The organism is Mycobacterium sp. GA-2829, assembly GCF_001499965.1.
In the GTDB taxonomy this organism is placed as follows: Bacteria; Actinomycetota; Actinomycetes; order Mycobacteriales; family Mycobacteriaceae; genus Mycobacterium.
The window spans coordinates 51,695-75,912 of sequence record NZ_LQIT01000028.1; the positions used below are offsets into that span (position 1 = coordinate 51,695).

The 24,218-nt window shown below is 69.3% G+C and carries 26 protein-coding genes and 1 pseudogene; 9 read left to right on the forward strand and 18 right to left on the reverse strand.

Annotation, left to right across the window (positions count from 1 at the left end):
- Window position 1: 1 nt before the first annotated feature.
- The 3 genes from AU194_RS17720 to AU194_RS17730 form a co-directional block, all read right to left on the reverse strand.
- Window positions 2–1,246 (reverse strand): sodium:proton antiporter, encoded by a 1,245-nt coding sequence (locus AU194_RS17720; protein WP_231743451.1) that lies wholly within the window; start codon window positions 1,244–1,246, stop codon window positions 2–4.
- Between the two features lie 281 nt (window positions 1,247–1,527).
- Complete coding sequence (locus AU194_RS17725) at window positions 1,528–1,875, reverse strand: VOC family protein (RefSeq protein WP_059090556.1); 348 nt, start codon at window positions 1,873–1,875, stop codon at window positions 1,528–1,530.
- A 15-nt stretch (window positions 1,876–1,890) separates the two neighbouring features.
- Entirely contained in the window at window positions 1,891–3,147 is a 1,257-nt protein-coding gene (locus tag AU194_RS17730; RefSeq protein ID WP_059090557.1) for a M18 family aminopeptidase, read from the reverse strand.
- A 51-nt stretch (window positions 3,148–3,198) separates the two neighbouring features.
- On the opposite strand from AU194_RS17730, the gene AU194_RS17735 reads away from it, so the two are divergent.
- Window positions 3,199–4,185, forward strand: coding sequence for a Dyp-type peroxidase (locus AU194_RS17735; protein ID WP_059090558.1), 987 nt, complete (start codon window positions 3,199–3,201; stop codon window positions 4,183–4,185).
- Entirely contained in the window at window positions 4,182–4,988 is an 807-nt protein-coding gene (locus AU194_RS17740; protein ID WP_059090559.1) for a family 1 encapsulin nanocompartment shell protein, read from the forward strand. Before AU194_RS17735 ends, AU194_RS17740 begins: the two co-directional genes overlap by 4 nt.
- Here AU194_RS17740 and purQ read toward each other — a convergent pair.
- From purQ to AU194_RS17755, 3 genes are read right to left on the reverse strand one after another with little or no spacing between them, the layout of a single operon-like run.
- Complete coding sequence (purQ, locus tag AU194_RS17745) at window positions 4,978–5,652, reverse strand: phosphoribosylformylglycinamidine synthase subunit PurQ (protein WP_059090560.1); 675 nt, start codon at window positions 5,650–5,652, stop codon at window positions 4,978–4,980. The two genes, AU194_RS17740 and purQ, sit on opposite strands and share 11 nt — an antisense overlap.
- The gene (gene purS, locus AU194_RS17750) at window positions 5,649–5,888 is read right to left on the reverse strand and encodes a phosphoribosylformylglycinamidine synthase subunit PurS (protein WP_059090585.1); all 240 of its coding nucleotides are present in this window, start codon (window positions 5,886–5,888) and stop codon (window positions 5,649–5,651) included. The genes purQ and purS overlap by 4 nt, the downstream gene beginning before the upstream one ends.
- A gap of 36 nt (window positions 5,889–5,924) precedes the next feature.
- Window positions 5,925–6,590 (reverse strand): hypothetical protein, encoded by a 666-nt coding sequence (locus AU194_RS17755; RefSeq protein ID WP_059090561.1) that lies wholly within the window; start codon window positions 6,588–6,590, stop codon window positions 5,925–5,927.
- Window positions 6,591–6,635: 45 nt separating this feature from the next.
- Here AU194_RS17755 and AU194_RS17760 point away from each other — a divergent pair, with 45 nt between their 5' ends.
- Entirely contained in the window at window positions 6,636–7,289 is a 654-nt protein-coding gene (locus tag AU194_RS17760) for an MBL fold metallo-hydrolase (RefSeq protein WP_059090562.1), read from the forward strand.
- Between the two features lie 7 nt (window positions 7,290–7,296).
- Here the strand turns inward: AU194_RS17760 and AU194_RS17765 are convergent, their stop codons facing one another.
- From AU194_RS17765 to AU194_RS17785, 5 genes are read right to left on the reverse strand one after another with little or no spacing between them, the layout of a single operon-like run.
- Window positions 7,297–8,004: a DUF2334 domain-containing protein gene (locus tag AU194_RS17765; RefSeq protein ID WP_059090563.1), complete on the reverse strand. Its 708-nt coding sequence runs from the start codon at window positions 8,002–8,004 to the stop codon at window positions 7,297–7,299.
- A gap of 59 nt (window positions 8,005–8,063) precedes the next feature.
- A complete protein-coding gene (locus tag AU194_RS17770) occupies window positions 8,064–8,561 on the reverse strand; it encodes a glutathione peroxidase (RefSeq protein WP_059090586.1) in 498 nt (165 codons plus the stop codon).
- A gap of 20 nt (window positions 8,562–8,581) precedes the next feature.
- Window positions 8,582–9,139 carry a TetR/AcrR family transcriptional regulator gene (locus AU194_RS17775; RefSeq protein ID WP_059090564.1) on the reverse strand — a complete coding sequence of 186 codons (558 nt, stop codon included), beginning with the start codon at window positions 9,137–9,139 and terminating at the stop codon, window positions 8,582–8,584.
- 9 nt (window positions 9,140–9,148) lie between these two features.
- Window positions 9,149–11,254, reverse strand: coding sequence for a S9 family peptidase (locus AU194_RS17780; RefSeq protein ID WP_059090565.1), 2,106 nt, complete (start codon window positions 11,252–11,254; stop codon window positions 9,149–9,151).
- Window positions 11,251–12,144, reverse strand: coding sequence for a phosphoribosylaminoimidazolesuccinocarboxamide synthase (locus AU194_RS17785; protein ID WP_059090566.1), 894 nt, complete (start codon window positions 12,142–12,144; stop codon window positions 11,251–11,253). The genes AU194_RS17780 and AU194_RS17785 overlap by 4 nt, the downstream gene beginning before the upstream one ends.
- Window positions 12,145–12,175: 31 nt before the next feature.
- Between AU194_RS17785 and AU194_RS17790 the strand changes: the two genes are divergently transcribed.
- Window positions 12,176–12,793, forward strand: coding sequence for a hypothetical protein (locus AU194_RS17790; RefSeq protein ID WP_059090567.1), 618 nt, complete (start codon window positions 12,176–12,178; stop codon window positions 12,791–12,793).
- 94 nt (window positions 12,794–12,887) lie between these two features.
- Window positions 12,888–13,747: pseudogene (locus tag AU194_RS17795) on the forward strand (DUF559 domain-containing protein).
- A gap of 3 nt (window positions 13,748–13,750) precedes the next feature.
- Here the strand turns inward: AU194_RS17795 and AU194_RS17800 are convergent.
- The 3 genes from AU194_RS17800 to purB are packed head-to-tail and all read right to left on the reverse strand — an operon-like array spanning window position 13,751 to window position 16,959.
- Window positions 13,751–14,311, reverse strand: coding sequence for a DUF1707 domain-containing protein (locus AU194_RS17800; protein WP_059090568.1), 561 nt, complete (start codon window positions 14,309–14,311; stop codon window positions 13,751–13,753).
- A gap of 27 nt (window positions 14,312–14,338) precedes the next feature.
- Entirely contained in the window at window positions 14,339–15,544 is a 1,206-nt protein-coding gene (locus AU194_RS17805; RefSeq protein WP_059090569.1) for a cytochrome P450, read from the reverse strand.
- A complete protein-coding gene (purB, locus tag AU194_RS17810; protein WP_059090570.1) occupies window positions 15,541–16,959 on the reverse strand; it encodes an adenylosuccinate lyase in 1,419 nt (472 codons plus the stop codon). Before purB ends, AU194_RS17805 begins: the two co-directional genes overlap by 4 nt.
- Before the next feature lie 40 nt (window positions 16,960–16,999).
- Between purB and AU194_RS17815 the strand changes: the two genes are divergently transcribed.
- A complete protein-coding gene (locus tag AU194_RS17815; RefSeq protein WP_059090571.1) occupies window positions 17,000–17,716 on the forward strand; it encodes a DUF429 domain-containing protein in 717 nt (238 codons plus the stop codon).
- Here the strand turns inward: AU194_RS17815 and AU194_RS17820 are convergent.
- Window positions 17,688–19,100: an APC family permease gene (locus AU194_RS17820; protein WP_059090572.1), complete on the reverse strand. Its 1,413-nt coding sequence runs from the start codon at window positions 19,098–19,100 to the stop codon at window positions 17,688–17,690. The two genes, AU194_RS17815 and AU194_RS17820, sit on opposite strands and share 29 nt — an antisense overlap.
- Window positions 19,101–19,160: 60 nt before the next feature.
- The gene (locus tag AU194_RS17825; RefSeq protein WP_059090573.1) at window positions 19,161–19,769 is read right to left on the reverse strand and encodes a TetR/AcrR family transcriptional regulator; all 609 of its coding nucleotides are present in this window, start codon (window positions 19,767–19,769) and stop codon (window positions 19,161–19,163) included.
- Window positions 19,770–19,865: 96 nt separating this feature from the next.
- Here AU194_RS17825 and AU194_RS17830 point away from each other — a divergent pair, with 96 nt between their 5' ends.
- On the forward strand, window positions 19,866–20,696 hold the full coding sequence (locus AU194_RS17830; RefSeq protein ID WP_059090574.1) for an alpha/beta hydrolase family protein: 831 nt from the start codon (window positions 19,866–19,868) through the stop codon (window positions 20,694–20,696).
- A 35-nt stretch (window positions 20,697–20,731) separates the two neighbouring features.
- Here AU194_RS17830 and purD read toward each other — a convergent pair whose 3' ends face one another.
- Complete coding sequence (gene purD / locus AU194_RS17835) at window positions 20,732–22,000, reverse strand: phosphoribosylamine--glycine ligase (protein WP_059090575.1); 1,269 nt, start codon at window positions 21,998–22,000, stop codon at window positions 20,732–20,734.
- Window positions 22,001–22,095: 95 nt separating this feature from the next.
- On the opposite strand from purD, the gene AU194_RS17840 reads away from it, so the two are divergent.
- Both AU194_RS17840 and AU194_RS17845 read left to right on the forward strand, forming a co-directional pair.
- Window positions 22,096–23,340, forward strand: a complete 1,245-nt coding sequence (locus tag AU194_RS17840) for a cytochrome P450 (protein WP_059090576.1) — start codon at window positions 22,096–22,098, stop codon at window positions 23,338–23,340.
- Between the two features lie 13 nt (window positions 23,341–23,353).
- Complete coding sequence (locus AU194_RS17845) at window positions 23,354–23,944, forward strand: TetR/AcrR family transcriptional regulator (RefSeq protein ID WP_059090577.1); 591 nt, start codon at window positions 23,354–23,356, stop codon at window positions 23,942–23,944.
- Window positions 23,945–24,021: 77 nt separating this feature from the next.
- On the opposite strand, the gene AU194_RS17850 is transcribed toward AU194_RS17845, so the two are convergent.
- Complete coding sequence (locus AU194_RS17850) at window positions 24,022–24,216, reverse strand: hypothetical protein (protein ID WP_082698699.1); 195 nt, start codon at window positions 24,214–24,216, stop codon at window positions 24,022–24,024.
- Between the last annotated feature and the right edge of the window lie 2 nt (window positions 24,217–24,218).

The window sequence follows — 24,218 nt, forward strand, 5'->3', positions numbered from 1 at the left end:
GTCACGCGAACAGTCTATTTCCCCGAGTCGATGTGCTCCGCGTCGCGGGAGGACGGGTACCGCGCCGCGTAGGCGTGCGCGACGGCGGGGGCGGCGATTCCGTGCAGGATGACACTGCCCAACACGCACAGCACGCGACCAGTCCGACGGTGTGCTCCTGGCGTCCGGCCAGCACGTTGAAGGCCAACAGCCCGAAGACGATGGTGCTGGTGCCGCGGGGTCCCAGGCCCCCGACGAGCAGGCGTTCGGGCACGGTGAAGCGCGTCCTGGCCATGCCGATCAGCACCGGGACGATCCGGACGACGGTGATCGCGAGCAGGCAGAAGACGACCGCGCCGAGGGAGACCCCGACCTCGAAGACCGCCACGGTGACCAGGCCCAGGGTGAACCACATGGCGACGGCGAGCAGGAAGCCGACGTCGTCGACGAGTTCGAGGTCGCGGCGGATGTCGTCGGAGTGACGCAGGAACTTGAACGCGATACCGCAGACGAACGCCGAGACGAAGCCGTTGCCGTCGATGGCCAGGCTGAGCCCGAACGCCAGCAACGGTGCTGCGACGAGCACCAGCCGGTCGGACTGGTGCGTGGTCCACTGCCTGCTGTGGGCGGCGTTGGACGCCAGCGCGAGCACGGTGCCCACGAGCAGTCCGACCAGGATGGCCTTGGCGGCCTGCGGCACCGCGGCCTCGAGCGCCTCCAACGGGGTGTCGGTGCGGGTGTCCGGATCGACGAGGAGCAGGGCGAAGATGAACAGCGGGGAGACGATGCCGTCGTTGTAGCCGGCCTCGACGTTGAGCATGTTACGCACCCGCTCGGGGATGCGCCGGTCCCGCAGGATCGAGGAGACCGGCGCGAAGTCGATCGGCACGACGATGCAGGCGATCACCAGCAGGACCGCCCACGACGACCCGGGCAGCAACCACAGCCCGAGCGCCATGGCGGCGAGGATGCTCAGCGGCTGGACCACGAACAGCACCCGCATCGCGGCCTTGGGTTCCTCACCGAACAGTCCGCCGCGGACGTCGGTGGCGTCCACGAACAGCAGGATCGCGAGGATCACCTCGGCGATGCTCTCGGCGACCTCGGTGTTGAGGCTGTCGGCGATGCGGTCCGAGGTGGCCAGGCCGATGACCACCCCGGCCAGCACGAGCACCATCGGCGCGGTGATCCGCCAGTTACCGAGCCGGCGGGCCATCACCGCCCATGCGGCCAGGACGGCGGACACCGCGATCAGGGACAGCAACACGACGGCGATCTTTCCAGCAGCGGCCCGGTTGTCGACCGGACACGCGACAAGGCCTCCTGCCGGTCCGACTCCGTCCCCCACGGAGTCGGTGGCAGGAGGCCTTGGGTCCCCCCGGAAGCGGTCTCCCGCCTCGGTCTCGCGTGATGAATCTAACACCGACCCGTCAAGATCATGAGAGTCAGCTGAGCTGAAGCTGAGAAATGATTGCAAGGAAAATCAAAAGAACTCGTATTAGCGGCGCTGACCTGCGCGTTCCTTGCGGCGGGCTCGCCAAACTCGGTTCAGGCGTTTGCGACGCAGAATTCGTTTCCCTCAGGATCTGCCAGCACGATCCAGCTGAAGTCGTCCCCGAAGCTGTGCCTGCTCCGCTCGGTCGCGCCCAGTCCGACGAGCCGGGCCGCCTCCGCATCGGCGTCGGGCGCCGTGAAGTCGACGTGCACACGGTTCTTCCCCGGCGTCACGGCGGGCACCTTCTGAAAACCGAGGCGCGGGCCGTTGTCCCGGATCAGGACGACGAACTCGCCCGGTGCGAACACATTCACCTCACCCCCGGCGGCCTCGGCCCACCAGCCGGCGAGCGCATCGGGGTCGGAGCAGTCGACGGTGATCATCTCCACGGTCATGGCCATGGCGCCGACCCTAGATCAGGCCGGTGACAGAAACGCCTGAAGAGCCGCGGAGTACGCCGCGACGTCGTCGGCGCCCATCAACTCGCGCGCCGAGTGCATGGCCAGCTGTGCCGCCCCGACGTCGACGGTGGGGATCCCGGTGCGCGCAGAAGTCATCGGACCGATCGTCGACCCGCAGGGCAGGTCGGCGCGGTGTTCGTAGCGCTGCATCGGCACCCCGGCCTGCGCGCAGGCGAGCGCGAACGTCGCGGCGGTGCGCCCGTCGGTGGCGTACCGCAGATTGGGCTGCACCTTGAGCACCGGACCGGCGTTGACCTCGATGAGGTGGTTGGGTTCGTGCCGCTCCGGATAGTTGGGGTGGGTCGCGTGCGCCATGTCGCCGGACGCGACCACCGACCCCGACATCCGCCGCAGCAGATCCTCCCGGTGCCCGCCCGCGGCCAGGGTGATCCGTTCCAGCACCGTGGGCAGCAGCTCGGACTGGGCACCGTGATCGGAGGTGGACCCGACCTCCTCGTGGTCGAAGAGCGCCAACACCGGCACCACGTCGCGCGGCTCGGCGGCCAACAGCGCCTCCATGCCCGCATAGCAGGTGGCCTGGTTGTCGAGCCTTGGCGCACTGACCAATTCGCGGTCGGCGCCGACCAGTGTCGACGGGGTCAGGTCATGGGTCATCAGATCCGCGGCCAGCACATCGCGCTCGGCGACGCCGGCCCGGTCGGCCACGAGACCGAGGAACGAGCCGCGCTCGCCGAGTCCCCACACCGCGTTGACGTGCCGCTGCGGGTCCAGGCTGACACCCTTGCGGTCGTCGGACAGGTGGATCGCCAACTGCGGCACCCGCAGGATGGGTTCGTCGATCCGGACCAGCCGGTGCTCGATCGTGTTGCCGTCGCGGATCGACAACCGGCCGCTGAGCCCGAGGTCGCGGTCCAGCCACGAGTTCAGCCAGGCCCCGCCGTAGGGCTGCAGAGCCACGATGCGCCAACCGGATACGAAGCGGTCGGGGTGTTGTTTGACGCGCAGGTTCGGGCTGTCGGTGTGGCCGCCGACAATGCGGAACGGTGCGTGTGGATCGCCCCCGGCCCGCCACGCCACCAGCGACCCGGCCCGCACGGTGAAGTAGTCGCCCGGCGCCGACGGCCATGCGTCACTCTCGGCGAGTTCGGTGAACCCCGCCGCGCGCAACCGGTCGGCGACGGTGGCGCACACGTGGAACGGCGACGGGGAGGCGTCGATGAAGGCGCACAGGCTCTGGGGGCTAGCGGGCATCTTTTCATCTTGACGGCCCTTTCGACTGATCTTGAAGCTAGGGTCCACTTCGTGCCCGATCCACTGCCGCAACCGGTGCTCGCGCCGCTGACCCCCGCTGCCGTGTTCCTCGTCGCCACCATCGACGCCGGCGGCGAGTCGACGGTGCGCGACGCACTGCCGGACATCGCGGGGCTGGTGCGGGCGATCGGGTTCCGCGATCCGACCAAGAACCTGTCGGCGGTCACCTCCATCGGATCCGACGCCTGGGACCGGCTCTTCAGCGGACCCCGGCCCGCCGAACTGCACCCGTTCCGCCCGCTGCGGGGTCCGCGCCACCACGCGCCCGCGACGCCCGGCGATCTCCTGTTCCACATCCGCGCCGAATCCATGGACGTCTGCTTCGAATTGGCGGTCAAGCTGACCGAGGCGATGGCCGGTGCGATCACCGTCGTCGACGAGGTGCACGGTTTCAAGTTCTTCGACAACCGCGATCTGCTCGGCTTCGTCGACGGCACCGAGAACCCCGACGGCCCGTTGGCGCGCAGCGCGACCCGGATCGGCGACGAGGATCCCGAATTCGCCGGCGGCTGCTACGTGCACGTGCAGCGGTACGTCCACGACATGTCGGGGTGGAACGCGCTGACGGTCGAGGCGCAGGAACGGGTGATCGGCCGCACCAAACTCGACGACATCGAACTCGGGAGAAAACCGGCCGATTCGCACGTGGCACTCAACGTCGTCGAGGACGACGACGGCAACGAGTTGAAGATCGTGCGGCACAACATGCCGTTCGGCGAGGTCGGCCGCGGTGAGTTCGGCACGTACTTCATCGGGTACTCGCGCACGCCGACGGTCACCGAACGGATGTTGACCAACATGTTCATCGGGGATCCGCCGGGCAACACCGACCGCATCCTCGACTTCTCCACGGCGGTCACCGGGTCGATGTTCTTCACCCCGACCGTCGACTTCCTCGATTCCCCACCGCCGCTTGCCGATCCGCCGTCCCACGACGGGTCACTGGCCATCGGAAGTCTGAAAGGAACCCGACGATGAACAACCTCTACCGCGATCTCGCACCGATCACCGCGGCGGCGTGGGAGCAGATCGAAGAGGAGGCGTCGCGCACCTTCACCCGCCACGTCGCCGGGCGGCGGGTCGTCGACGTGAGCGATCCGGGCGGCCCTGTGACAGCTGCGATCTCGACCGGCCATCTGCGCGAGGTGACGCCCCCGGGGGACGGTGTGGCGGCCGCGGTGCGCGACAGCAAGCCGCTGGTCCGGCTGCGGGTGCCGTTCACGGTGTCCCGCACGGCGGTCGACGACGTCGAACGCGGTGCGCAGGACTCCGATTGGGATCCGGTCAAGGAGGCCGCGAAGAAGTTGGCGTTCGTCGAGGACCGCGCGATCTTCGAGGGATACGGCGCCGCGCAGATCGACGGCATCCGGACCTGCACCAGCAATCCGGTGCTGGAACTGCCCGACGACGCCCGCAAGATCCCCGACGCGATCGCCCAGGCACTCTCGGCGCTACGCCTGGCCGGTGTCGACGGACCGTACTCGGTGCTGCTGTCCGCCGACGCCTACACCAGCGTCAGCGAGACCACCGAACACGGCTATCCGATCCTCGAACACCTCAACCGGATGGTCGACGGAGACATCATCTGGGCGCCCGCGATCGACGGTGCGTTCGTATTGTCCACGCGTGGAGGCGATTTCGATCTGCAACTGGGGACCGACGTGTCGATCGGCTACCTGTCGCACGATGCGGGCACCGTGGCGCTCTACCTCGAGGAGACGCTGACGTTCCTGTGCTACACCGCCGAAGCGTCGGTCGCGCTGACGGCCGCTAGACCGTGAGGACGGCGTCGAGCGCCGACAGGAACAGCCCGAGCCCGTCGTCGGACGGGCCGGTGAGCGCCTCGGTGGCGTGTTCGGGGTGCGGCATCAGGCCGACGACGCGGCCGTTGGCCGAACTGATTCCGGCGATGTCGCGCATCGAGCCGTTGAGGTTCTCGCGGTAGCGGAACACCACCCGGCCCTCGCCCTCGAGCTCGTCGAGGACCTTCTCGCTGGCGACGTAGCGCCCCTCCCCCGATTTCAGCGGGATGAGCAGGTCGGCGCCGGTCTCGTAGCGGGTGGTCCACGCCGAGGTGTTCGACCCGACCTCCAGCCAGGTGTCGCGGCAGATGAAGTGCAGGCCGATGTTGCGGGTCAGCGCACCCGGCAGCAGCCCGGCCTCGCACAGCACCTGGAAGCCGTTGCAGATGCCCAGCACCGGCATGCCCTGCTCAGCCGAGCGGATCACCTCGCCCATGACCGGTGCGAACTTCGCGATCGCGCCCGCCCGCAGGTAGTCGCCGTAGGAGAAGCCGCCGGGCACGATGACCGCGTCGACACCCTTGAGGTCGGCGTCGGCGTGCCACAGGCTGACCGGCTCACCACCGGCGAGCCGCACCGCGCGGGCGGCGTCGATGTCGTCGAGCGATCCCGGGAAGGTGATCACCCCAACGCGTGCGCTCATGCGTCTTCCCTCGTCACGGACCAGTCCTCGATGACGGTGTTGGCCAGCAGCGATTCGGCGATCTCGGCCACCGTCTCCTCCGACACGTCGCCGTCGATCTCCAATTCGAACCGTTTGCCTTGGCGGACATCCGAAACGCCCGTCACACCGAGACGTCCCAGGGCTCCGACGATCGCCTGACCCTGGGGGTCGAGGATCTCGGCCTTGGGCATCACGTGCACCACCACCTTCGCCACGCCGACGACTTTACCGGTATCGCGGCAGGTCACCGGTTACCGGCATGAGTCGAGATACGCCGCGCACAGCGGCGCGCCCAGCGCATCGAGCACAAACGCGTCCGGAACGGGGCGCCAGCGCACCGACGGCTGTGCCGAAGACCACATCGCCAGCTCGGTGATCGTGCTGTTGCGCGGTTCGACGACGAGGTACTGGTGCAGGATCGACCGGTCGGGTGCGCTGACCACCGCCGCCATCCGGTTGAGCTCGCTGGTCGTCATCGAGGGTGACGCGCCCGGCGCGCCCAGCCCGCAGCCGCGCAGCAGCGCCACCGCATCGTCGAACGCCGCGGCCGCGAGTTGGCCGCCGCGCCACGTCTCCCCGCGCCAGTGCACGACCTGGGCCTGCAGGTGCCACTGCCCGTCAGGTGAGGTGGCCGACGCCCTGGCCGCCACCGCCGCACTGCGGGGGTCGTCGGCCGCCGCCGGTGTCGCGCACAACTCCTCGAATCGGAACCGGACAGTCGCCGCGGTCACCGACAGGTTCGACAGCTCCGGCCAGCGGTACACGTCGTAGAGCGGTATCGAGGTCGGGGCGATCCACGCCGAGCGCGGGATCCGGTCACAGCTCGGCGGACAGTCCAGCGGCGCGCCCGACGCCGGGACCGGGCCGACCAACGCCAGCGCGCAACTCGCCAGCACCGCCCCGATCAGCACGCGCATCCGAACCCCCACCGCCGGCCCCCGCCTGAGCGCCACAATATAGCCATGCAATTGACCCATTTCGGCCATTCGTGCTTACTCGCGAGCTTTCCGGACGGTTCGGGAACCGAGACGACGGTTCTGTTCGATCCGGGCACGTTCTCGCACGGATTCGAGGGCATCACCGGGCTCTCGGCGATCCTGATCACCCATCAGCACCCCGATCACGCCGACACCAGCCGCCTGCCTGCCCTGCTGGAGGCCAATCCGCAGGCCGCGCTGTACTGCGATCCGCAGACCGCGCAGCAGCTCGGCGGTTCGTGGCAGGCCGTGCACGCCGGTGACGAGTTCACCGTCGGGCATCTGGACGTGCGCGGCGTCGGCGGCCATCACGCGATCATCCATCCGGAACTACCGGAGATCGACAACATCTCGTATCTGATCGGCGACGGCGAGCACCGGGCCCGGCTCATGCATCCGGGTGACGCGTTGTTCGAGCCGGGCGAACCGGTCGACGTGCTCGCCACGCCCGCGGCGGCACCGTGGATGAAGATCTCCGAGGCGGTGGAATACCTACGCGCCGTCGCACCGGCCCGCGCGGTGCCGATCCACCACGGCATCATCGATCCGAGTGCGCGCGGGATCTACTTCGGGCGGTTGAGCGAGATGACCGACACCGATTTCCAGGTGCTCGCCGAGGAGAACGGCACGGAGTTCTAGGAGCGGTCTAGGCGGCGGCCGCGCCGTGCGCCCGGGTGGGTTCCCACCGGTAGACCTGTGGGACGCACCCGTGCAGGAGCGCCAGGTCGACGGCGTCGAGCACGGCCTGCCGCGGCCCCGGCCGGCCGAGGTGTTTGGCCGACACCGCGAGCCGGACCGTCCCGGCCCGGCGCGCGGTCCGGTCGGTCGCGAGCACGACGGTGCGGCACCACCACGGTTCGGCGACGAACCCGGCGCCGATCCCCACCACCCGCGCCCGCGTCGTCGTCCCGCGTACCAGATCGGTCACCCCGCTGAGCGCGGCCAGGACACGGAAACCGTTGCGGGGTAACGCCGTCACAGTGCCCTGCGACACCGTCCAGCCGGGCGCGGCGAACAGCCGGGTGCGCAACCCGAGGTGTTCGAGGACGCGGTCGGCGCCCAGCAGGCGCAGGTTCGCCTCGTGGGCGGCCAGGGAGGCGAACTCGCTGCGGCGCTTCTTGGTGGCGGCCTCGTCGAAGCCGTGCAGGACGATCGCGTCCTCCGCCTCCCGGCGCTGGCGCAGCCACTCGACGGTCGGGGTGTCGCGGTCGAGCCGGTAGCCGCCTTTGAGGCGCGGTGCCACCAGATAGGACACCGGCACTCCGCGGGCGTCGAGCTCTGTGCGGAACGCGGCGGCCTCGTCGAGGGTGCGCGCGGTGACGTGGGAGATCGAGACGATCAGTTGTCCGGCCACGTGGTCAGTGTGGCGGTCGCAGGTGTCTTGCCGGTGGCCGTCACGTCGACGGCAGCTGTCTATTTCGGCAGCACGGCCTCGATGGCGGAGATGACCTCGGGTGCGTCGGGCTCGGTGCGCGGCCGAAACCGGTTGACCACGTTGCCGCCGGGGGCGAGCAGGAACTTCTCGAAGTTCCACTGCACGTCGCCCGCCTCGCCGTCGGCGTCGGGCGTCTGGGTCAGTTCGGCGTAGAGCGGGTGGCGGTCCTGGCCGTTGACGTCGGTCTTGGCCAGCAGCGGGAACGTCACCCCGTAGGTGGTCGAACAGAACGTCTGGATCTCCTCGGCGGTGCCGGGTTCCTGGCCCATGAACTGGTTGCACGGCACCCCGATCACGGTGAGCCCGCGATCGCCGTAGTCCTGCGCGAGCTTCTCCAGCGCGCTGTACTGCGGGGTGAGCCCGCACTTCGAGGCGACGTTGACCACGAGCGCGGCGCCGTCGGCCAGTTCGCGCAGCGAGGTCGAGGTGCCGTCGAGCGTGTTGAGCTCGATGTCGAGCAGGTACGACTCAGTCATGTCGCGGACGCTACCGCACGTCACCGACCGGCGAACAGCATCTGCGCGGCCCGCTCGATCTGGGCAAGCGGATCGTCGTCGGTGGCGATGAGGTCGTTGAGCCACAACATGATGAAGCCGTGCACCAGCGACCACGCCGCGAGTGCGGCGGCGTCGGGATCGGACTGCGACCGCGCATCGGTGAGTGTGGCGACACCGCGGGCCAGTTCGGCCCCTGCTGCCGTTTTCGCCTGCACCAGTTCGACATTCGCCTCGTCGATGAGAGACTTGTCAAACATCACCTCGTAGTGGCCGGGATGGTCGAGGGCAAACCGGACGTAGGCGCTCGCCGCATGCAGGAACTCCGGGCCCGAGTCGGCGAGCGCTTCGGCGAGCATCCGCCAGCCCTGTGCCGCGAGCGCGGTGAACAATCCGCGTTTGTCGGTGAAGTGGTGCGCCGGCGCCGCGTGGGACACCCCGGCGGCACGGGCGAGTTCGCGCAACGAGACACCGTCGGCGCCACGCTGGGCGACCAGGTCCGCAGCCTGGGCGAGGATCGCCGACTTCAGGTCGCCGTGGTGGTAGCCGCTCTTGCCCACGGCGTCATCCTAGGTCGCGGTCTCCGCGCCGGACGTCGCGAGCACCCAGGCGTACTGGAACGCGGCTTCCTTCCACCGCTCATACCGTCCGCTGATTCCGCCGTGTCCGGCACTCATCTCGGTCTTGAGCAGCACCGGGTTGCCGTCGGTATTCGAGTGCCGAAGCGCGGCAACCCATTTGGCGGGCTCGACGTAGTAGACGCGGGTGTCGTTGAGCGACGTCATCGCCAGGATCGGCGGGTAGTCCCTGGCGGCCACGTTCTCGTACGGCGAGTAGGACTTCATGTAGTGGTAGACGGACTCGTCCTCGAGCGGATTGCCCCACTCGTCCCACTCGGTGACCGTCAGCGGCAGCGACGGATCCAGGATGGTGGTCAACGGGTCCACGAACGGCACCTGCGCGAGGAACCCGGCGAACAGTTCGGGCGCCAGGTTCGCCACGGCTCCGATCAGCAGCCCGCCCGCACTTCCGCCCAGCGCCACCATGTTCTGCGGCCGCGTCGTGCCGGTGGCGATGAGATGCCGTGCGACGGCGATGAAATCGGTGAACGTGTTGCCCTTCTCCAGCAGCTTGCCGTGTTCGTACCACGGCCTGCCGAGCTCACCGCCACCGCGGACGTGGGCGACGGCGAACACCATGCCGCGATCCAGTAGCGACAGCCGGGCGATCGAGAATCGCGGATCCTCACACGATTCATAGGCGCCGTACCCGTAGAGCAGCGTGGGCGCCGGGAACTGCAGCCCCGCCCGGTGCACGATCGAGATCGGCACCCGGGCGCCGTCGGGGGCGACGGCCCACTCGCGCCGCTCGACGTAGTCCTCGGGGCGGTAGCCGCCGAGCACCGGCTGCTCGCGCAGCAGCGTGCGCTCACCGGTCTGCAGGTCGATGTCGTAGATCCGCACCGGGGTGACGAATGACGTTGCGCCGACGCGGAGTACCGGCGCATCCCAGTTCGGATTGCCGGCCAGGCCCGCGGAGGTCAGCTCGGTGTCGAAGGTGATGTCCTCGGCGCGGCCGTAGGATCCGTCGGCGCCGAGGGGCCACAGCTGGATCTTGGGCAGCGCCTCCTCGCGGTAGCTCAGCACGAGGTGCCGGGCGAACGCGTCGACGGCGTCCAGGCGCACGTCCTCGCGGTGTTCGATCAGCGTGCGGGTCGCGGTCGGGTCCGACACCGGTGCGTCGACGAGTGCGAAGTTCTCCGCACCGTCGTTGTGCATGATGAGGAACCGGTCCTCGCCGCCCACGACCGCGTGTTCGACGGAGTACTCGACTCCCTCGCGGCGCGGCCACACCACCGCGAACTCGGCGTCCGGGGCGGTCGCGTCGGCGTAGCGCACCTCGGAGGTGATCGCACTGCCCGAGGCGATGATCAGGTACTTGTCGCTGCGGGTGCGGCCGACGCCGAGCCAGTACTTCTCGTCGGGTTCGTGGTAGACGCGTTCGGCCGGTAGGCCGGCGCCGAGACGGTGCCGCCACACGGTGTCCGGACGCCACGCGTCGTCGACCGTGGTGTAGTAGACGGTCCGGTTGTCGGCGGCCCACGTCGCCCCCGCGCCGATGCCGACGATGGTGTCGTCGTACTGCTCGCCGGTGTGCAGATTCCGGAACCGCAGCGTGTACCGCTCGTCGCCGACGGTGTCGACCGAGTAGGCCAGGATGCTGCCGTCGGGGCTGACCGTGGCCGCGCCGAGCGAGAAGAAGTCGTGGCCCTCGGCTTCGACGTTCTCGTCGAGCAGCACCTGCTCGCCGGGGATCGTGGTGTTCTCGTCGAACTGCGGCGGCGTCCAGTCGTCGGGATCGCTTGCGGGGCAACGGCAGTGGACGCCGTACTGCTTACCTTCGAAGCTGCGGCCGTAGTACCACCAGTCACCGCGGCGGGTCGGCACCGACAGGTCGGTCTCCTTGGTGCGGGCCTTGATCTCGTCGAAGATCTTCTGCCGCAGCGGCGCGAGGTGTTCGGTCTGCGCTTCGGTGTAGGCGTTCTCGGCCTCCAGATGGGCGATCACCTCGGGGTCGGCCTTGTCCCGCAACCATTCGTAGTGGTCGACGAACACGTCGCCGTGGTGTTCGCGGCGCTTCTCGACGCGTTTGGCGACGGGCGGTGTGGCGCTCATGCGCTCGCACCGATCCACGCGCCGAAGCTCAGTCCCGAGATACGTTCGTAGGCCTCGATGTAGCGCGCCCGCGTCGCATCGACGATCTCCGGCGGCAGCGGTGGCGGCGGTTCGTCGGCCGCACGGTCCCAACCGGACTCCGGGCCGGTGAGCCAGTTGCGCACGAACTGCTTGTCGTAGCTCGGCTGCACCTCACCCTCGCGGTAGGCGTCGGCGTACCAGTACCGCGACGAGTCGGGGGTGAACACCTCGTCGGCGAGCACCAGCTCACCGGACTCGTCGACCCCGAACTCGAATTTGGTGTCGGCGATGATGATTCCCTTCGTCAGCGCGTGTTCGGCGCCCTGGGTGTAGACCTGCAACGTGCGCTCCCGCAGTTGTGCGGCGCGCTGCTCCCCGACCAGTCCGACGGTGGTCTCGTAGCTGATGTTCTCGTCGTGCGCGCCGAGTTCGGCCTTCGACGCCGGGGTGTAGAGCGGTTCGTCGAACTTGCTGGCCTCGGTCAGCCCGGGCGGCAGCGTCAACCCACACAGTGTGCCGGTGTCGCGGTAGTCGATGAGCCCGGAGCCGGTGAGGTATCCGCGCGCCACGCATTCGACCGGCAGCATCTCCAGCTTGCGCACCACCAGCGCGCGGCCGAGCACCTCGTCGGGGATGCGCGGATCGTCGGGTGGGCCTGCGAGGTGGTTGGGGGCATCGATGAGATCGAAGAAGAACACGCTCATCGCCGTGAGGATGCGGCCCTTGTCGGGGATCTGCGAGGACAGGATGTGGTCGTACGCCGAGATGCGGTCGGTCGCGACGAACAGCAGGTGGTCGTCGTCGACGGCGTACAGTTCGCGGACCTTACCGCTGGCCAGGTGCCGGTAGTCGGACAGAGCGGGGCGCATCGGGCCAGCCTATCGGGCACCATCTACACACATGACTTCGCGGTTTGTGCCCTACGCCACCACCCCTGGTCGACTGTTCGGCCAGCTGATCAGTGACATCGTCGTCGCGGTGTGGGCGCTCATATGGTTGTTCGTCGGAATGGCGGTGCATTCGGCCGTCGCCACGATCGCGTCGGTGGGACGTCAGGTCGAGGGCGGGGCGAACGGGATCGCCGACAACCTGGAATCCGCGGGCAACCAGACCGAGGACGTGCCGCTGCTCGGCGATGCGTTGCGCGGCCCGCTCAAGGCGGCGGGCGATGCCGCACTCGACATCGCCAGCGCCGGGCACAGCCTCGACACCACCGCGTCGTGGCTGGCGTGGGTGCTGGCGCTGGCGGTGGCCTCGCCACCGATCCTCGCCGTCGCGATGCCGTGGGTGTTCCTGCGGTTGCGGTTCGCGCGGCGCAAGTGGACCGCGGTGACGCTGGCCGCCACGCCCGCGGGGCAGCAGCTGCTGGCCATGCGCGCGCTGGCCAACCGCCCGCTGGCCAAACTCGTCAGCGTCGACGCCGACCCCGTCGGGGCGTGGCGCAATCAGGACGTCGCGGCGATCCGCGGGTTGGCCTCGCTGGAACTGCGGGCCGCAGGCATCGCCCGCCACATCTAGCGATTTCGGCGCGCTAATCGACGCTGAGCGCACGTTTCCGCGCCGAAATCGCCGCGTGCGGAACCGTGACCGCCCGGCCACCGTCAGATGCGATGTGCTCGACGAATACCTACGCAGACAAGACGGCGTCATCACCCTCACGCAGGCCCGCCGTGCCGGTATCAGCCAGGCCGCCGCGGCGCGGCGCGTGCGCTCCGGTAGATGGCTCCGCTGTGGCCCGGGTGTCTACTTCGCGCAGGACCGCCCGTTCACCGACGCCGCGCGGATTCGCGCGGCGGTGTGGGCGTACGGACGTCACGCCGTTGGGAGCGGGTTGACGGCGGCGTGGTGGCACGGGCTGTCGAATTTCGCTCCGCCGGTCGCAGAGGTGACCGTGCCCCGCAACAGTCATGGACGGGCTCGCCCCGGCACCCGCCTACGCAGACGCGACCTCGACCCGCACGACGTCGTCGAACGCAACAACCTACGCGTCACCGCGCTCCCGCTGACGGTCGTCGAAGCCGCCACCCGCCGCGGCGGCGGCGCCAAACTGATGGACCACGCCCTGCAGCGTCACCTCGAACTGGCCCAGCTGTGGCGGGCGCATCTGCGCAACAAGGGCAGGCACGGCTCCCCCGCCGCCCGCCGGCTGCTGCGGGCCGCCCAGGACGGGGCGCGATCGCAAGCCGAGCGACTGCTGCTCAAGCTGCTGCGCGCCGCCGGGCTGACCGGGTGGAAGACCAACTACCCCGTCGCCGGCTACAAGGTCGATGTGGCGTTCGTCGAGGCGCGGGTCGCGATCGAGGTCGACGGCTGGGCGTTCCACACCGACAGCGAGGTGTTCCAGATCGATCTGAACGGCAGAACGCCATCGCGCTGGCCGGCTGGAACGTCCTGCGGTTCACCTGGCTCGACCTGACCGAATACCCCGACCGGGTGATCGCGACCATCCGCCGCGCGACCGGGCAGCGGTGAGCGTCAGCGGAACGCCCGCCGCAGTGCCGCGCCGAAGGGATGCCGCACCGTCACCGACCCCATGCGAACCCGGCCGTCCACCACCACGTGCAGCCGCGGCGACGGCGGCGCGGTGTCGACGCTCACCGTGACGCTGCCCGCAACCGTGCGCACCGCGTCGAGATTCGCGGTGGCGTCGTCGGGCAGGATGATCTCGGTCGAACTGCAGTAGTCGTCGACGAGGAGCGTCACGACCGGGCGGTGCAGGGTGGCCGAGCGGAAATCCAGTGTGGTGTCGCAGAGTCGGGTGTCCAGAGTGATCCGCGGCGGCGCGACCCACTGGCCGCGTCGGGTCAGCGACGTCATCCGGCCGCGCAGGACCAGGGGTTCGGCCGGCGTCCCCAACGGCAGATCGCCCAGCACCGCGGCCAGATCACCTCGGGTGCGCGCCGCCAGCACGATGTCCAGCCGCTCGGTGAACTCGTCGAGAGTCACCATGCCTTCGCCGACGGCCCGTTCCAGCACGCGTCGGGCCTCTGCCCGCTCGGCGTCGGAGATCCGCAGATGTGCATCCTCGTTGCCCATGCACTCGAGGCTAGGGGCCCGTCGGCTTCAGCGTGCCGACACCACCATGTGCCGGATACCGGTGTGCCGATTGCTGCGCGCCCATTCGACCGGCTCGATCAATTCCACCGAGGCGAAGCGCGTCAGCAGTTCCTCGAACAGCACCCGCAGTTCGAGCCGCGCGAGGTTGGCGCCGAGGCAGTAGTGCACACCCTGCCCGAAACCCAAGTGCGGGTTCGGTTTCCGCTTGATGTCGAAGACGTCGGCGTCGGCGAACACCGTGGAGTCCCGGTTGGCCGAGCCCTCCCACACCAGCACCTTCTGCCCGGCCCGCACGGTCTGGCCGGCCAGTTCGGTGTCGCGGGTGGCGGTGCGCCGCTTCGACGGCGACGGTGACGTCCAGCGCACCATCTCCTCGATCGCTGTCGGCAGCAGCCCCGGATCGGCCCGCAACGCGTCGTAGGCCGACGGGTTCTCGATGAGCGCCAACAATCCGCCGGCGATCGCGTTGCGGGTGGTCTCTGCGCCCGCGCTGAACAGCAGGTAGAAGAACAGGTACAGCTCCGCGTCGGACAGCCAGGACTCGGCGGCCACCACCGAGAGCATGTCGTCACCGGGTTGGGACCGCTTGCGCGCCACCAGATCTGACCCGTAGGCGTACATCCGCGAACCGGCGTCCTCCACCGAGAGCCGGTCGATGGAGGCCTTGCGGGAGCCGCGGAAGTCGAAGCCGGGTTCGACGGCCTCGAACAGCCAGTGCCGATCGGATTCGGGGACGCCCAGCAGGATGCAGATCATCTGCATGGGCAGTTCGGCGGCGACCTGGGGTAGGAAGTCGAAAGCCGCCCCGCCGGCGACCTCGTCGAGCAGCGTCCGCGCCCGCGCGCGCAGATCGTCGGTGACGCGGGCGATCATCCGCGGTGTCAGCCCCGAGTTCACCAGCCTGCGGATCTGCGAATGCCGCGGATCGTCCATCATGTTGAGCACCTGACCGGCGATCGGCAGGTCCTGCAGCAGCGTGCCCCCGTATGGCCGCGAGCCGCCCGTCACCGACGAGTAGATGTCCTGATCACGAAGCACCGCAAGGGTTTCGGCGTGTGTGGCGACGGACCAGAAGCCCTCCCCGTCGGGGGTGTGCTCGGTGGGTTCGTGCCAGTACACCGGCGCCTCGCGGCGGTGGATCGCGAACAGGTCGTGGGGGAACCCGTTCGCGAAATTGTCCAGATCGGTGAAGTCGATCTGCGACAAACTCACAGGATGGCGCCCGAGGTGTACTTGGCGGCCTCCGGGTAGCGGCCGATCAGTTCGTCGACGGCGGCGGCCACCCGGTCGACCTGATCGGCGGCCGCCCCGCTGAACGCCTGCTTGTCGGCCAGCGCGTCTTCCAGCGCCACCCGGTCCAGCGGCAGGCGGGCGTCGGCGGCCAACCGGTCGAGCAGGTCGGGCTCCTGACCCTTCTCCCGCATCGCCAGCGCGACGGCCACGGCGTGTTCCTTGATGACCTCGTGCGCGGTCTCGCGGCCCACCCCGGCGCGCACGGCGGCGATCAGGATGCGGGTGGTGGCCAGGAACGGCAGGTACCGGTCGAGTTCACGCTGGATGACGGCGGGGTACGCGCCGAATTCGTCGAGCACGGTCAGGAACGTCTCGGTCTGCCCGTCGATCGCGAAGAACGCGTCCGGCAGCGCGACGCGGCGCACCACCGAGCAGAACACGTCGCCTTCGTTCCACTGCGCGCCCGCCAGTTCGGCGGCCATCGACCCGTAACCGCGCAGCACCACCTGCAGGCCGTTGACGCGTTCACACGAGCGGGTGTTCATCTTGTGCGGCATCGCCGACGACCCGACCTGACCGGGTGCGAAGCCCTCGGTCACCAGTTCGTGGCCGGCCATCAGCCGGATGGTGTGCGCCAGCGACGACGGGCCCGCACCCAGCTGCACCAGCGCCGAGATGACGTCGTGGTCCAGCGACCGCGGGTACACCTGGCCGACGCTGGTGAAAACGTCTCGGAAGCCGAGGAATTCGGCGACGCGGCGCTCCAGCTCGGCCAACCGCGCGGTGTCGCCGCCGAACAGGTCGAGCATGTCCTGCGCGGTGCCCATCGGCCCCTTGATCCCGCGCAGCGGGTAGCGCGCGATCAGCTCCTCGACACGCCGCAGCGCGATCAGCGTCTCCTCGGCGGCGGAGGCGAACCGCTTGCCCAGGGTGGTGGCCTGCGCGGCGACGTTGTGGCTGCGGCCGGCCATCACGAGGTCGCGGTAGCTGACCGCGCGTTCGGCGAGCCGCGCGACGACCGCGACGCCGTGGGCGTGCACCAGTTCCAGCGAGCGGCGGATCTGCAACTGCTCGACGTTCTCGGTGAGATCGCGGCTCGTCATGCCCTTGTGCACGTGTTCGTGCCCGGCCAGCGCGTTGAACTCCTCGATGCGGGCCTTCACGTCGTGCCGGGTGACCCGCTCGCGCGCGGCGATCGACCCCAGGTCGACCTGTTCGAGCACACGTTCGTAATCGTCGAGCACGCCGTCGGGAACATCGACGCCGAGTTCCGCCTGGGCGCGCAGCACCGCCAGCCACAGTCGGCGCTCGGCGACGATCTTCGCTTCCGGCGACCAGATCGCCACCATGTCCTCGCTGGCGTAGCGGTTGGCCAGCACATTCGGGATCGTCACAGACACACAGCTTACGGCGCGGATCGGGCACGCTGGTCACGTGTACTTCGTCGGGATCGACCTCGCCTGGGGTGAACGCAGTCCGACCGGCGTCGCGGTCGTCGACGCGGGCGGCAGGCTGGTCCACCTCGACGCCGCCATCACCGACGCCGAGATCGTCGCCCAACTCGGGCCGTACACGCATCCCGGCAACCTCCTCGCGATCGACGCCCCGCTGGTGGTGACCAATCCGACCGGGAACCGGCCGTGCGAAGCCGCGCTCAACCGCGATTTCCGTGCCTTCGAGGCGGGCTGTCACCCGTCGAACACCGGCCACCCGTGGTTCGCCGAGGGCAGCCGCGGCACCCGCTTGGCCGCCACGCTGGGCGCCCCGGCCATCGAGGTGTATCCGCACGCCGCGACCGTCGCGCTGTTCGGACTGCCCAAGACGTTGAAGTACAAGCAGAAGCCGGGCCGCGACGTCTCCCAGCTGCGCGCAGAACTGCTGCGGCTGATGACGCTGATCGAAACCCTCTCCGACGCGGACCCGGCGCTCGACGTGGCGCACGCCCGGTGGCACGAGTTGCGCGGCGCCGTGGAGTCGGCGACCCGCAAGGCGGAACTGCGCCGCGCCGAGGACCCGGTCGACGCCGTCGTCTGCGCCTACGTCGCGCTCTATGCCACCCGCAGGCCCGGCGCCGTCACCACTTACGGGGACGACGCCACGGGCTGCATCGTCACGCCGACGCTCAGTCCGCGAGCTGGGTCGGGTCGGTGATCGCCTCGCCGACGCCGAGTCGCTTGTTGATCACCCGGGTGATGAAGAACAGCACGATGCCGATCGCGATCAGCCCGAGCGCCACGTAGTACTGCTGCGCGGGCCTGCCGGAGAACGGCAGCACCAGGTACAGCGACGCGATGAACCCGATCACCGGCAGCACGGTCGGCGTCTTGAAGTGATTGCCGCCGGCCTGGATATCGCGCCGCAGCCGCAGCACCGCCACGTTCACGACCGCGAACACCGCCAGCAAGAGCAGCGACGTGGTGCCGCCGAGGATGGAGATCGCGCTGCTGCTGGCGAACACGCTCACGTAGAAGATCAGGCCGAAGGCGATCAGCGTGGTGAATCCGATGGCGACCCACGGCGTCAACCGGCGCGGGTGCACCCGGCCCAGCACCGGCGGCAGCACGTGCTGGCGGGCCATGCCGTAGATCAGCCGGCTGGCCATGAGCATGTTGATCAGCGCGGTATTGGAGACCGCGAACATCGAGATGAACGGGAAGAGCGTGTCGATCGGCAGGCCCGGCGCCCCGGCCTTGACCACCTCGACGAGCGGGGTGTCGCTGTCGGCGAGTTGCCCGACCGGTACCAGCGCCACCGCGACCACGGCGACGAGCATGTAGACGATGCCGGCGATGGTCAGCCCGGAGAGGAGCACCCTGGGGAACGTCTTGACCGGATCCTTGGTCTCCTCGGCCATGTTGACCGAATCCTCGAAGCCCACCATCGCGAAGAAGGCCAGCGACGTCGCCGCGGTGACGGCCATGAACGCGTTCTTGTCGGAGTCGGTCTCGAAGGCGATCACGCGGGAGAAGTCGATGTCCCCGCCGCGGGTGAACGCCCACAGCCCGACGAACAGCACCAGCATCAGACCGGTCGCCTCGATGATGGTGAGGACGACGTTGAGTTTGATGCTCTCGCCGACACCGCGGAAGTTCACCGCCGCCAGCAACGCCATGAACCCCAGCGCGATCGCGGCCACACCCGCGGTGCCCCATTCGAGCCCGAACCCCTCGACGAGGTTGGCGCCGAAGAACCGCGACGCGGTCGAGGCCGACGTGATGCCCGAGCACATGACCACGAACGCGACCAGGAACGTCACGAACTGCAGGCCGAAAGCCTTGTGCGCGTAGAGCGCAGCGCCCGCGGCCTGCGGATACTTGGTGACGAGTTCGAGATAGCTGAACGCGGTGATGGTGGCGATGAGGAAGGCCACCAGGAACGGAAGCCATGCTGCGCCACCGACTTCTGCGGCCACGTCGCCGGTCAGCGCGTAGACGCCCGTGCCGAGGATGTCGCCGACGATGAACAGCAGCAGCAGCCCGGGACCCATCACCCGCTTGAGTTGCGGTTCCTCGGTGACCGTGTCTGGCTGGCTCATAGCTCCTCCGTCACTGTGGGTCGGTCACCATCATCGCCGCCTGTGCGGCCCGTACGCGAGTCACCCCACCGGTGCGAGCACGTCGATGACGTCGATGAGGGTGGCGCGGGCGGTGGCGCGAGGGCCGTCGCCGTCCCCGACGAGGGCCGCCACCACCGCACCGTCGACGGCGCAGACGAGCGCGGTGAGCAGTTCCGCGCGCACCCTGCGGCCGGAGCGTTCCATCACCTCGACCACCGCGTCGGTGCGCTGACGCAGGATGCGCCGCTGGACGTCGCGCAGCGCGGGTTGGCGGGCGCAGGCGATGTAGCGCTCGTAGCGGGAGATCAGTTCCTCGCTGCCGCGCACACCCGGGTTGCCGAGGAGCAGATCCACCAGCACGTCGGCGGTGGACTCCGCGCCGCGGCGGCGCCGCGACAGCGCGGCCACCCGTTGTCTGAGGCGTTCGGCTTCGCGGATGCCCTCGTACTCGACGGCCTTGACGATGAGGTCGTCGAGTGAGGAGAAGTAGTAGGTCGTCGACGCCAGCGGCAGGCCGGCCCGGCGCGCCACCGCGCGGTGCCGCACGGCGTCGAATCCGCCTTCGCACAGCAGATCGGCGGCGGCGCTGACCAGCGCGTACCGCCTGCGTTCCCCTTTCGGAGTGACTGCTGCCGTCACGTTTAGCATGCTGCCAGTCACGGGGGTGGGGCATCGTCGTTTCGCCCAAACCCCAGCCATTCTTCAGACTCGGCGGGCGCGGCACCGTCGCGCCGCGATGGCAAGATGGCCGCCATGTCCGTGGACCTGAGTCGCCGTGCGGCCCTGCGCCTCGCCGGTGGTGTGGCCGTGGGCGCCGCGGGTGCCGTCGCATTCGGTGCGACGCCCTCTGCTGCGGCGCCGCCGGCCCCGACGTACATCACCGGTTCGTTCACCTCCGCCGCGCGCGGCGGTGTCGCGACCAACTGGGCGATCGCGCGGCCGCCCGGTCAGACTGGTCCGCTGCGGCCGGTGATCGCCCTGCACGGCAAGGGCTCCGACGCCGCCCAGGTAATGGCGGGCGGGGTCGAACAGGGCCTGGCCCAGGCGGTGGCAGCGGGGTTGCCGCCCTTCGCGGTGGTGGCGGTCGACGGCGGCGGGAGTTATTGGCACCAGCGCGCTTCGGGTGAGGACTCCGGGGCGATGGTGCTCGACGAGTTGCTGCCCATGCTCGCCGAGCAGGGGCTGGACACGTCGCGGGTCGGATTCATCGGCTGGTCGATGGGCGGCTATGGGGCGCTGCTGCTCGGTGCCCGTCTCGGCCCGGCGCGCACGGCGGCAATCTGCGCGGTGAGCCCGGCGCTGTGGACGTCGGCGGGCGCGACCGCCCCCGGCGCGTTCGACGGCGCCGACGACTACGCCGCCAACAGTGTGTGGGGACGCCCGGAGTTCGCGTCCATCCCGATCCGGATCGACTGTGGCACTTCGGATCCGTTCTACTCGGCGACCGAGCAGTTCATCGCCCAGCTGCCGAACCCGCCCGCGGGCGGCTTCTCTCCCGGCGGCCACGACGCCTCGTTCTGGAGTGCGCAGCTGCCTGCGGAGATCACCTGGATGGCGCCGCTCGTCGCCACCTGAAATCCCCGGGTCGCTGCGCTCCTGCCCCGCCGAACCTAGAGCGCTATCGTGCCTTCGGCGGCCGCCTGGCCGATGTCCGTACGAAAGTGACTGCCGGGCAGGCGGATCGTCGACAGCGTCGCATAGGCGGCGTCGCGGGCGGCGTTCAGGTCGGCGCCTGTGCCGACCACCGAGAGCACCCGGCCGCCCGACGACACGATCGCCCCGTCGTCGCGCCGGGCGGTGCCCGCGTGCAGCACACCTTCGGCGTCGGCGCCGGTGATCACATCGCCGACGCGCGGCCGTCCCGGATAGTTCTCGGCGGCCAGCACGACGGTCACGGCGGCGCCGTCGTGCCACTGCAGCGGTGGGAAGTCGGCGAGCTGTCCGGTCGCCGCGGCGTACAGCAGCTGTCCGAGCGGGGATTCGAGCAGCGCGAGCACCGACTGGGTCTCGGGATCGCCGAAGCGGCAGTTGAACTCGACGACGGCCGGACCTCGTGAGGTGATGGCCAGACCGGCGTACAGCAGGCCCGAGAACGAGCTGCCGCGCCGAACCAGTTCGGCGGCAACGGGTTTGACGATCTCGTCGACGATCTGGGTGGTGACCTCGGCGGGGAGCCAGGGCAGCGGGGCGTAGGCGCCCATCCCGCCGGTGTTGGGCCCGCTGTCGTTGTCGCCCACGCGTTTGAAGTCCTGCGCGGGCAGCAGCGGCACCACGGTCTCACCGTCGACGACGCAGAACAGCGACACCTCGGGGCCGTCGAGGAACGATTCGAGCAGCACCGGATGCCCCGAGTCGAGCAGGCCGGCGGCGTGCGCGCGGGCCGCGTCGCGGTCGGCGGTGACGACCACACCCTTGCCTGCCGCCAGCCCGTCGTCCTTGACCACCCAGGCGGCCTGGCCCGCGGGCGGTCCGAACCGGTCGAGGGCGGCGTCGAGGTGTCCGGGGTTGTCGACGATCTCGCTGCTCGCGGTGCGGACCCCGGCGGCGTTCATGACGTCCTTGGCGAAGGCCTTGGAGCCCTCGATGCGGGCCGCGTCGCGGCCGGGCCCGAAGCAGGCGATGCCCGCAGCGCGCAGCGCGTCCCCGACACCGAGCACCAGCGGCACCTCGGGTCCGATCACGACGAGGTCGGCGCCGATGCGGCGGGCGAGCTCGGTGACGGCCTCGCCGGAGGTGAGGTCGACGTCGTACTGATCGGCGATCGCCGCGGTACCCGGGTTGCCGGGCGCCACCGCGAGAGCCTCCACCTCGGGATCACGCCGCAACGCCAGCAGCAGGGCATGTTCACGGGCACCGGATCCGATTACCAGGACGCGCACACGAGCACCCTAAACCGTTGCGCCGGGCATACATGTCGCGGCGAAGTGTATGGTCAATGACAACGTGTCCGGCGTCACACGAAAGAGGTGTCCTGATGACGACGATGGAGAGCCGGTGCCCGTTCGGGGCCGGATTCGATTTCACCGATCCCGACGTACTGCTCCACGGCATCCCGGTCGACGAGTTCGCGCAGCTCCGCAAGACCGCGCCCGTGTGGTGGAACGAGCAGGCCGAGTCGATCTTCGACGACGGCGGCTACTGGGTCATCAGCCGGCACGAGGACATCAAGGCGATCTCCCGTAACGGTGAGCTGTGGTCGACGAACGCCAAGGGCGCGGTCATGCGTCTGCCCGAAGGGGTCACCGCCGAACAGCTCGACCTGACCAAGGCGCTGCTGATCAACCACGACGCCCCCGAACACACCCGGTTGCGCAAGATCGTGTCCCGGCTGTTCACCCCGCGGTCGGTCGCCGCGCTCGAGGAGAAGCTGGCGGTGTCGGCCCGCGAGATCGTCGCCGCGGCGAAGGAGAAGGGCAGCGGGGACTTCGTGACCGACATCGCGATGAGCCTGCCGCTGCAGGCGATCGCCGACCTGATCGGTGTCCCGGAGGCCGACCGCGAGCGGCTGTTCCACTGGTCGAACTGCATCATGAACACCGACGATCCGGACTTCGACTCCGATCCGACGGTCGCCAACGCCGAGCTCATGGGCTACGCCTACACCATGGCCGAGGAGCGCAGGCGGTGTCCGGCCGACGACATCGTGACGCGGCTTGTACAGGCCGACATGGGAGGGGAAGACGGGGAATCGCTCGGTGACGTCGAGTTCGCGTTCTTCGTCATCCTGCTCGCCGTGGCGGGCAATGAGACCACCCGCAACGCGATGACGCACGGCATGAACGCGTTCTTCGACAACCCCGACCAGTGGGAGCTCTTCAAGCGGGACCGGCCCGAGACCGCGGTCGATGAGATCGTCCGCTGGGCCACTCCGGTGCACTGCTTCCAGCGCACCGCGCTGGCCGACGTCGAACTCGGCGGGGTGACGATTCGCAAGGGGCAGCGCGCCGGGCTGTTCTACAGTTCCGCGAACTACGACGACGAGGTTTTCGAGGACCCCTTCCGGTTCGACATCCTGCGCGATCCGAACCCGCATCTCGGCTTCGGCGGCAACGGCGCGCACTACTGCATCGGCGCGAACCTGGCCCGTATGGAGATCAAGCTCATTTTCAACGAGTTGGCCGACCAGATTCCCGACATCGCGAAACTGGGTGAGCCGCAACGCCTCCGCTCGGGCTGGATCAACGGGGTCAAGGAGCTGCCGGTCAGCTACCGGGGCTGAGTATCCTCAGCCCATGCGCACCCACGGCTGGTCGGGCTCGGCGCCTGCCAGCGACGAGGAAGCCGTCGAACGGATCCTGGCCGCCGCGGGCCGGGCGATCGACGAGCGCGGCGCCGATCTGAGCATCGCCGACGTCGCGCGCACCCTCGGTGTCACGCGGCAGACGGTGTACCGGTACTTCCCCAGCACGGAGGCGCTGCTGATCGAGGCGGCCGTACACGCCGCTGCCGGGTTCCTCGACCGGTTGGCCGACCACGTGCGTGGCATCACCGATCCCACCGAAGCGGTGACCGAGGCGATCGCCACGGCGTTGGAATGGCTGCCGAAGGACAAGCACATCGGCCTGCTCGTCACTCCCGGCCGCGCCGACGCCCATTCGGAGTCGGTGACCTCCGACGTCGCGCTGCAGTTCGCGAACGCGATGGTGCGGCGCTTCGACGTCGATTGGGCCGCGCTCGGTTACGGCGACGCCGAACTCGACGAGCTCGCCGAGTATCTGCTGCGGATCATCCAGTCGTTCGTCGTGGATCCGGGTCGCCCGCCGCGCACCGGCGAGGCGCTGCGGACCTTCCTGCGCCGCTGGGTCGGCAGCGCGGTCCGCTAGACAAACGCCGAGACTGCTGTCAGATCATGATTTCGCGAGTTTTCGCGATCTGACAGCAGTCTCGGCGGGAAGAAAGCTCAGCGGGTCGTGACGTAGACGACGCGGTCGTCGTTGTCGTAGCGGACCGACACGATCTTCGACTGGTCCAGCGGCTTGGTCATGCCCTGCTGGTTGACGCGGACCTGGTAGCCGCGGTCATCGAGGGAGCTGATGGCGTCCTGGGCGTTGCCGGGGCCGGCGGGGGCGGCCTGGGGGGGGGCGGCGAAGGCCAGGA

Bases quoted from the DNA above. Each gene is read 5' to 3' on its own strand.
- AU194_RS17725 (WP_059090556.1), bottom strand. From the start codon at position 1,875: ATGGCCATGACCGTGGAGATGATCACCGTCGACTGCTCCGACCCCGAT.
- AU194_RS17730 (WP_059090557.1), bottom strand. From the start codon at position 3,147: ATGCCCGCTAGCCCCCAGAGCCTGTGCGCCTTCATCGACGCCTCCCCG.
- AU194_RS17740 (WP_059090559.1), top strand. From the start codon at position 4,182: ATGAACAACCTCTACCGCGATCTCGCACCGATCACCGCGGCGGCGTGG.
- purQ (WP_059090560.1), bottom strand. From the start codon at position 5,652: ATGAGCGCACGCGTTGGGGTGATCACCTTCCCGGGATCGCTCGACGAC.
- AU194_RS17755 (WP_059090561.1), bottom strand. From the start codon at position 6,590: ATGCGCGTGCTGATCGGGGCGGTGCTGGCGAGTTGCGCGCTGGCGTTG.
- AU194_RS17760 (WP_059090562.1), top strand. From the start codon at position 6,636: ATGCAATTGACCCATTTCGGCCATTCGTGCTTACTCGCGAGCTTTCCG.
- AU194_RS17770 (WP_059090586.1), bottom strand. From the start codon at position 8,561: ATGACTGAGTCGTACCTGCTCGACATCGAGCTCAACACGCTCGACGGC.
- AU194_RS17780 (WP_059090565.1), bottom strand. From the start codon at position 11,254: ATGAGCGCCACACCGCCCGTCGCCAAACGCGTCGAGAAGCGCCGCGAA.
- AU194_RS17785 (WP_059090566.1), bottom strand. From the start codon at position 12,144: ATGCGCCCCGCTCTGTCCGACTACCGGCACCTGGCCAGCGGTAAGGTC.
- AU194_RS17790 (WP_059090567.1), top strand. From the start codon at position 12,176: ATGACTTCGCGGTTTGTGCCCTACGCCACCACCCCTGGTCGACTGTTC.
- AU194_RS17800 (WP_059090568.1), bottom strand. From the start codon at position 14,311: ATGGGCAACGAGGATGCACATCTGCGGATCTCCGACGCCGAGCGGGCA.
- AU194_RS17820 (WP_059090572.1), bottom strand. From the start codon at position 19,100: ATGAGCCAGCCAGACACGGTCACCGAGGAACCGCAACTCAAGCGGGTG.
- AU194_RS17825 (WP_059090573.1), bottom strand. From the start codon at position 19,769: ATGCTAAACGTGACGGCAGCAGTCACTCCGAAAGGGGAACGCAGGCGG.
- AU194_RS17830 (WP_059090574.1), top strand. From the start codon at position 19,866: ATGGCCGCCATGTCCGTGGACCTGAGTCGCCGTGCGGCCCTGCGCCTC.
- AU194_RS17840 (WP_059090576.1), top strand. From the start codon at position 22,096: ATGACGACGATGGAGAGCCGGTGCCCGTTCGGGGCCGGATTCGATTTC.
- AU194_RS17845 (WP_059090577.1), top strand. From the start codon at position 23,354: ATGCGCACCCACGGCTGGTCGGGCTCGGCGCCTGCCAGCGACGAGGAA.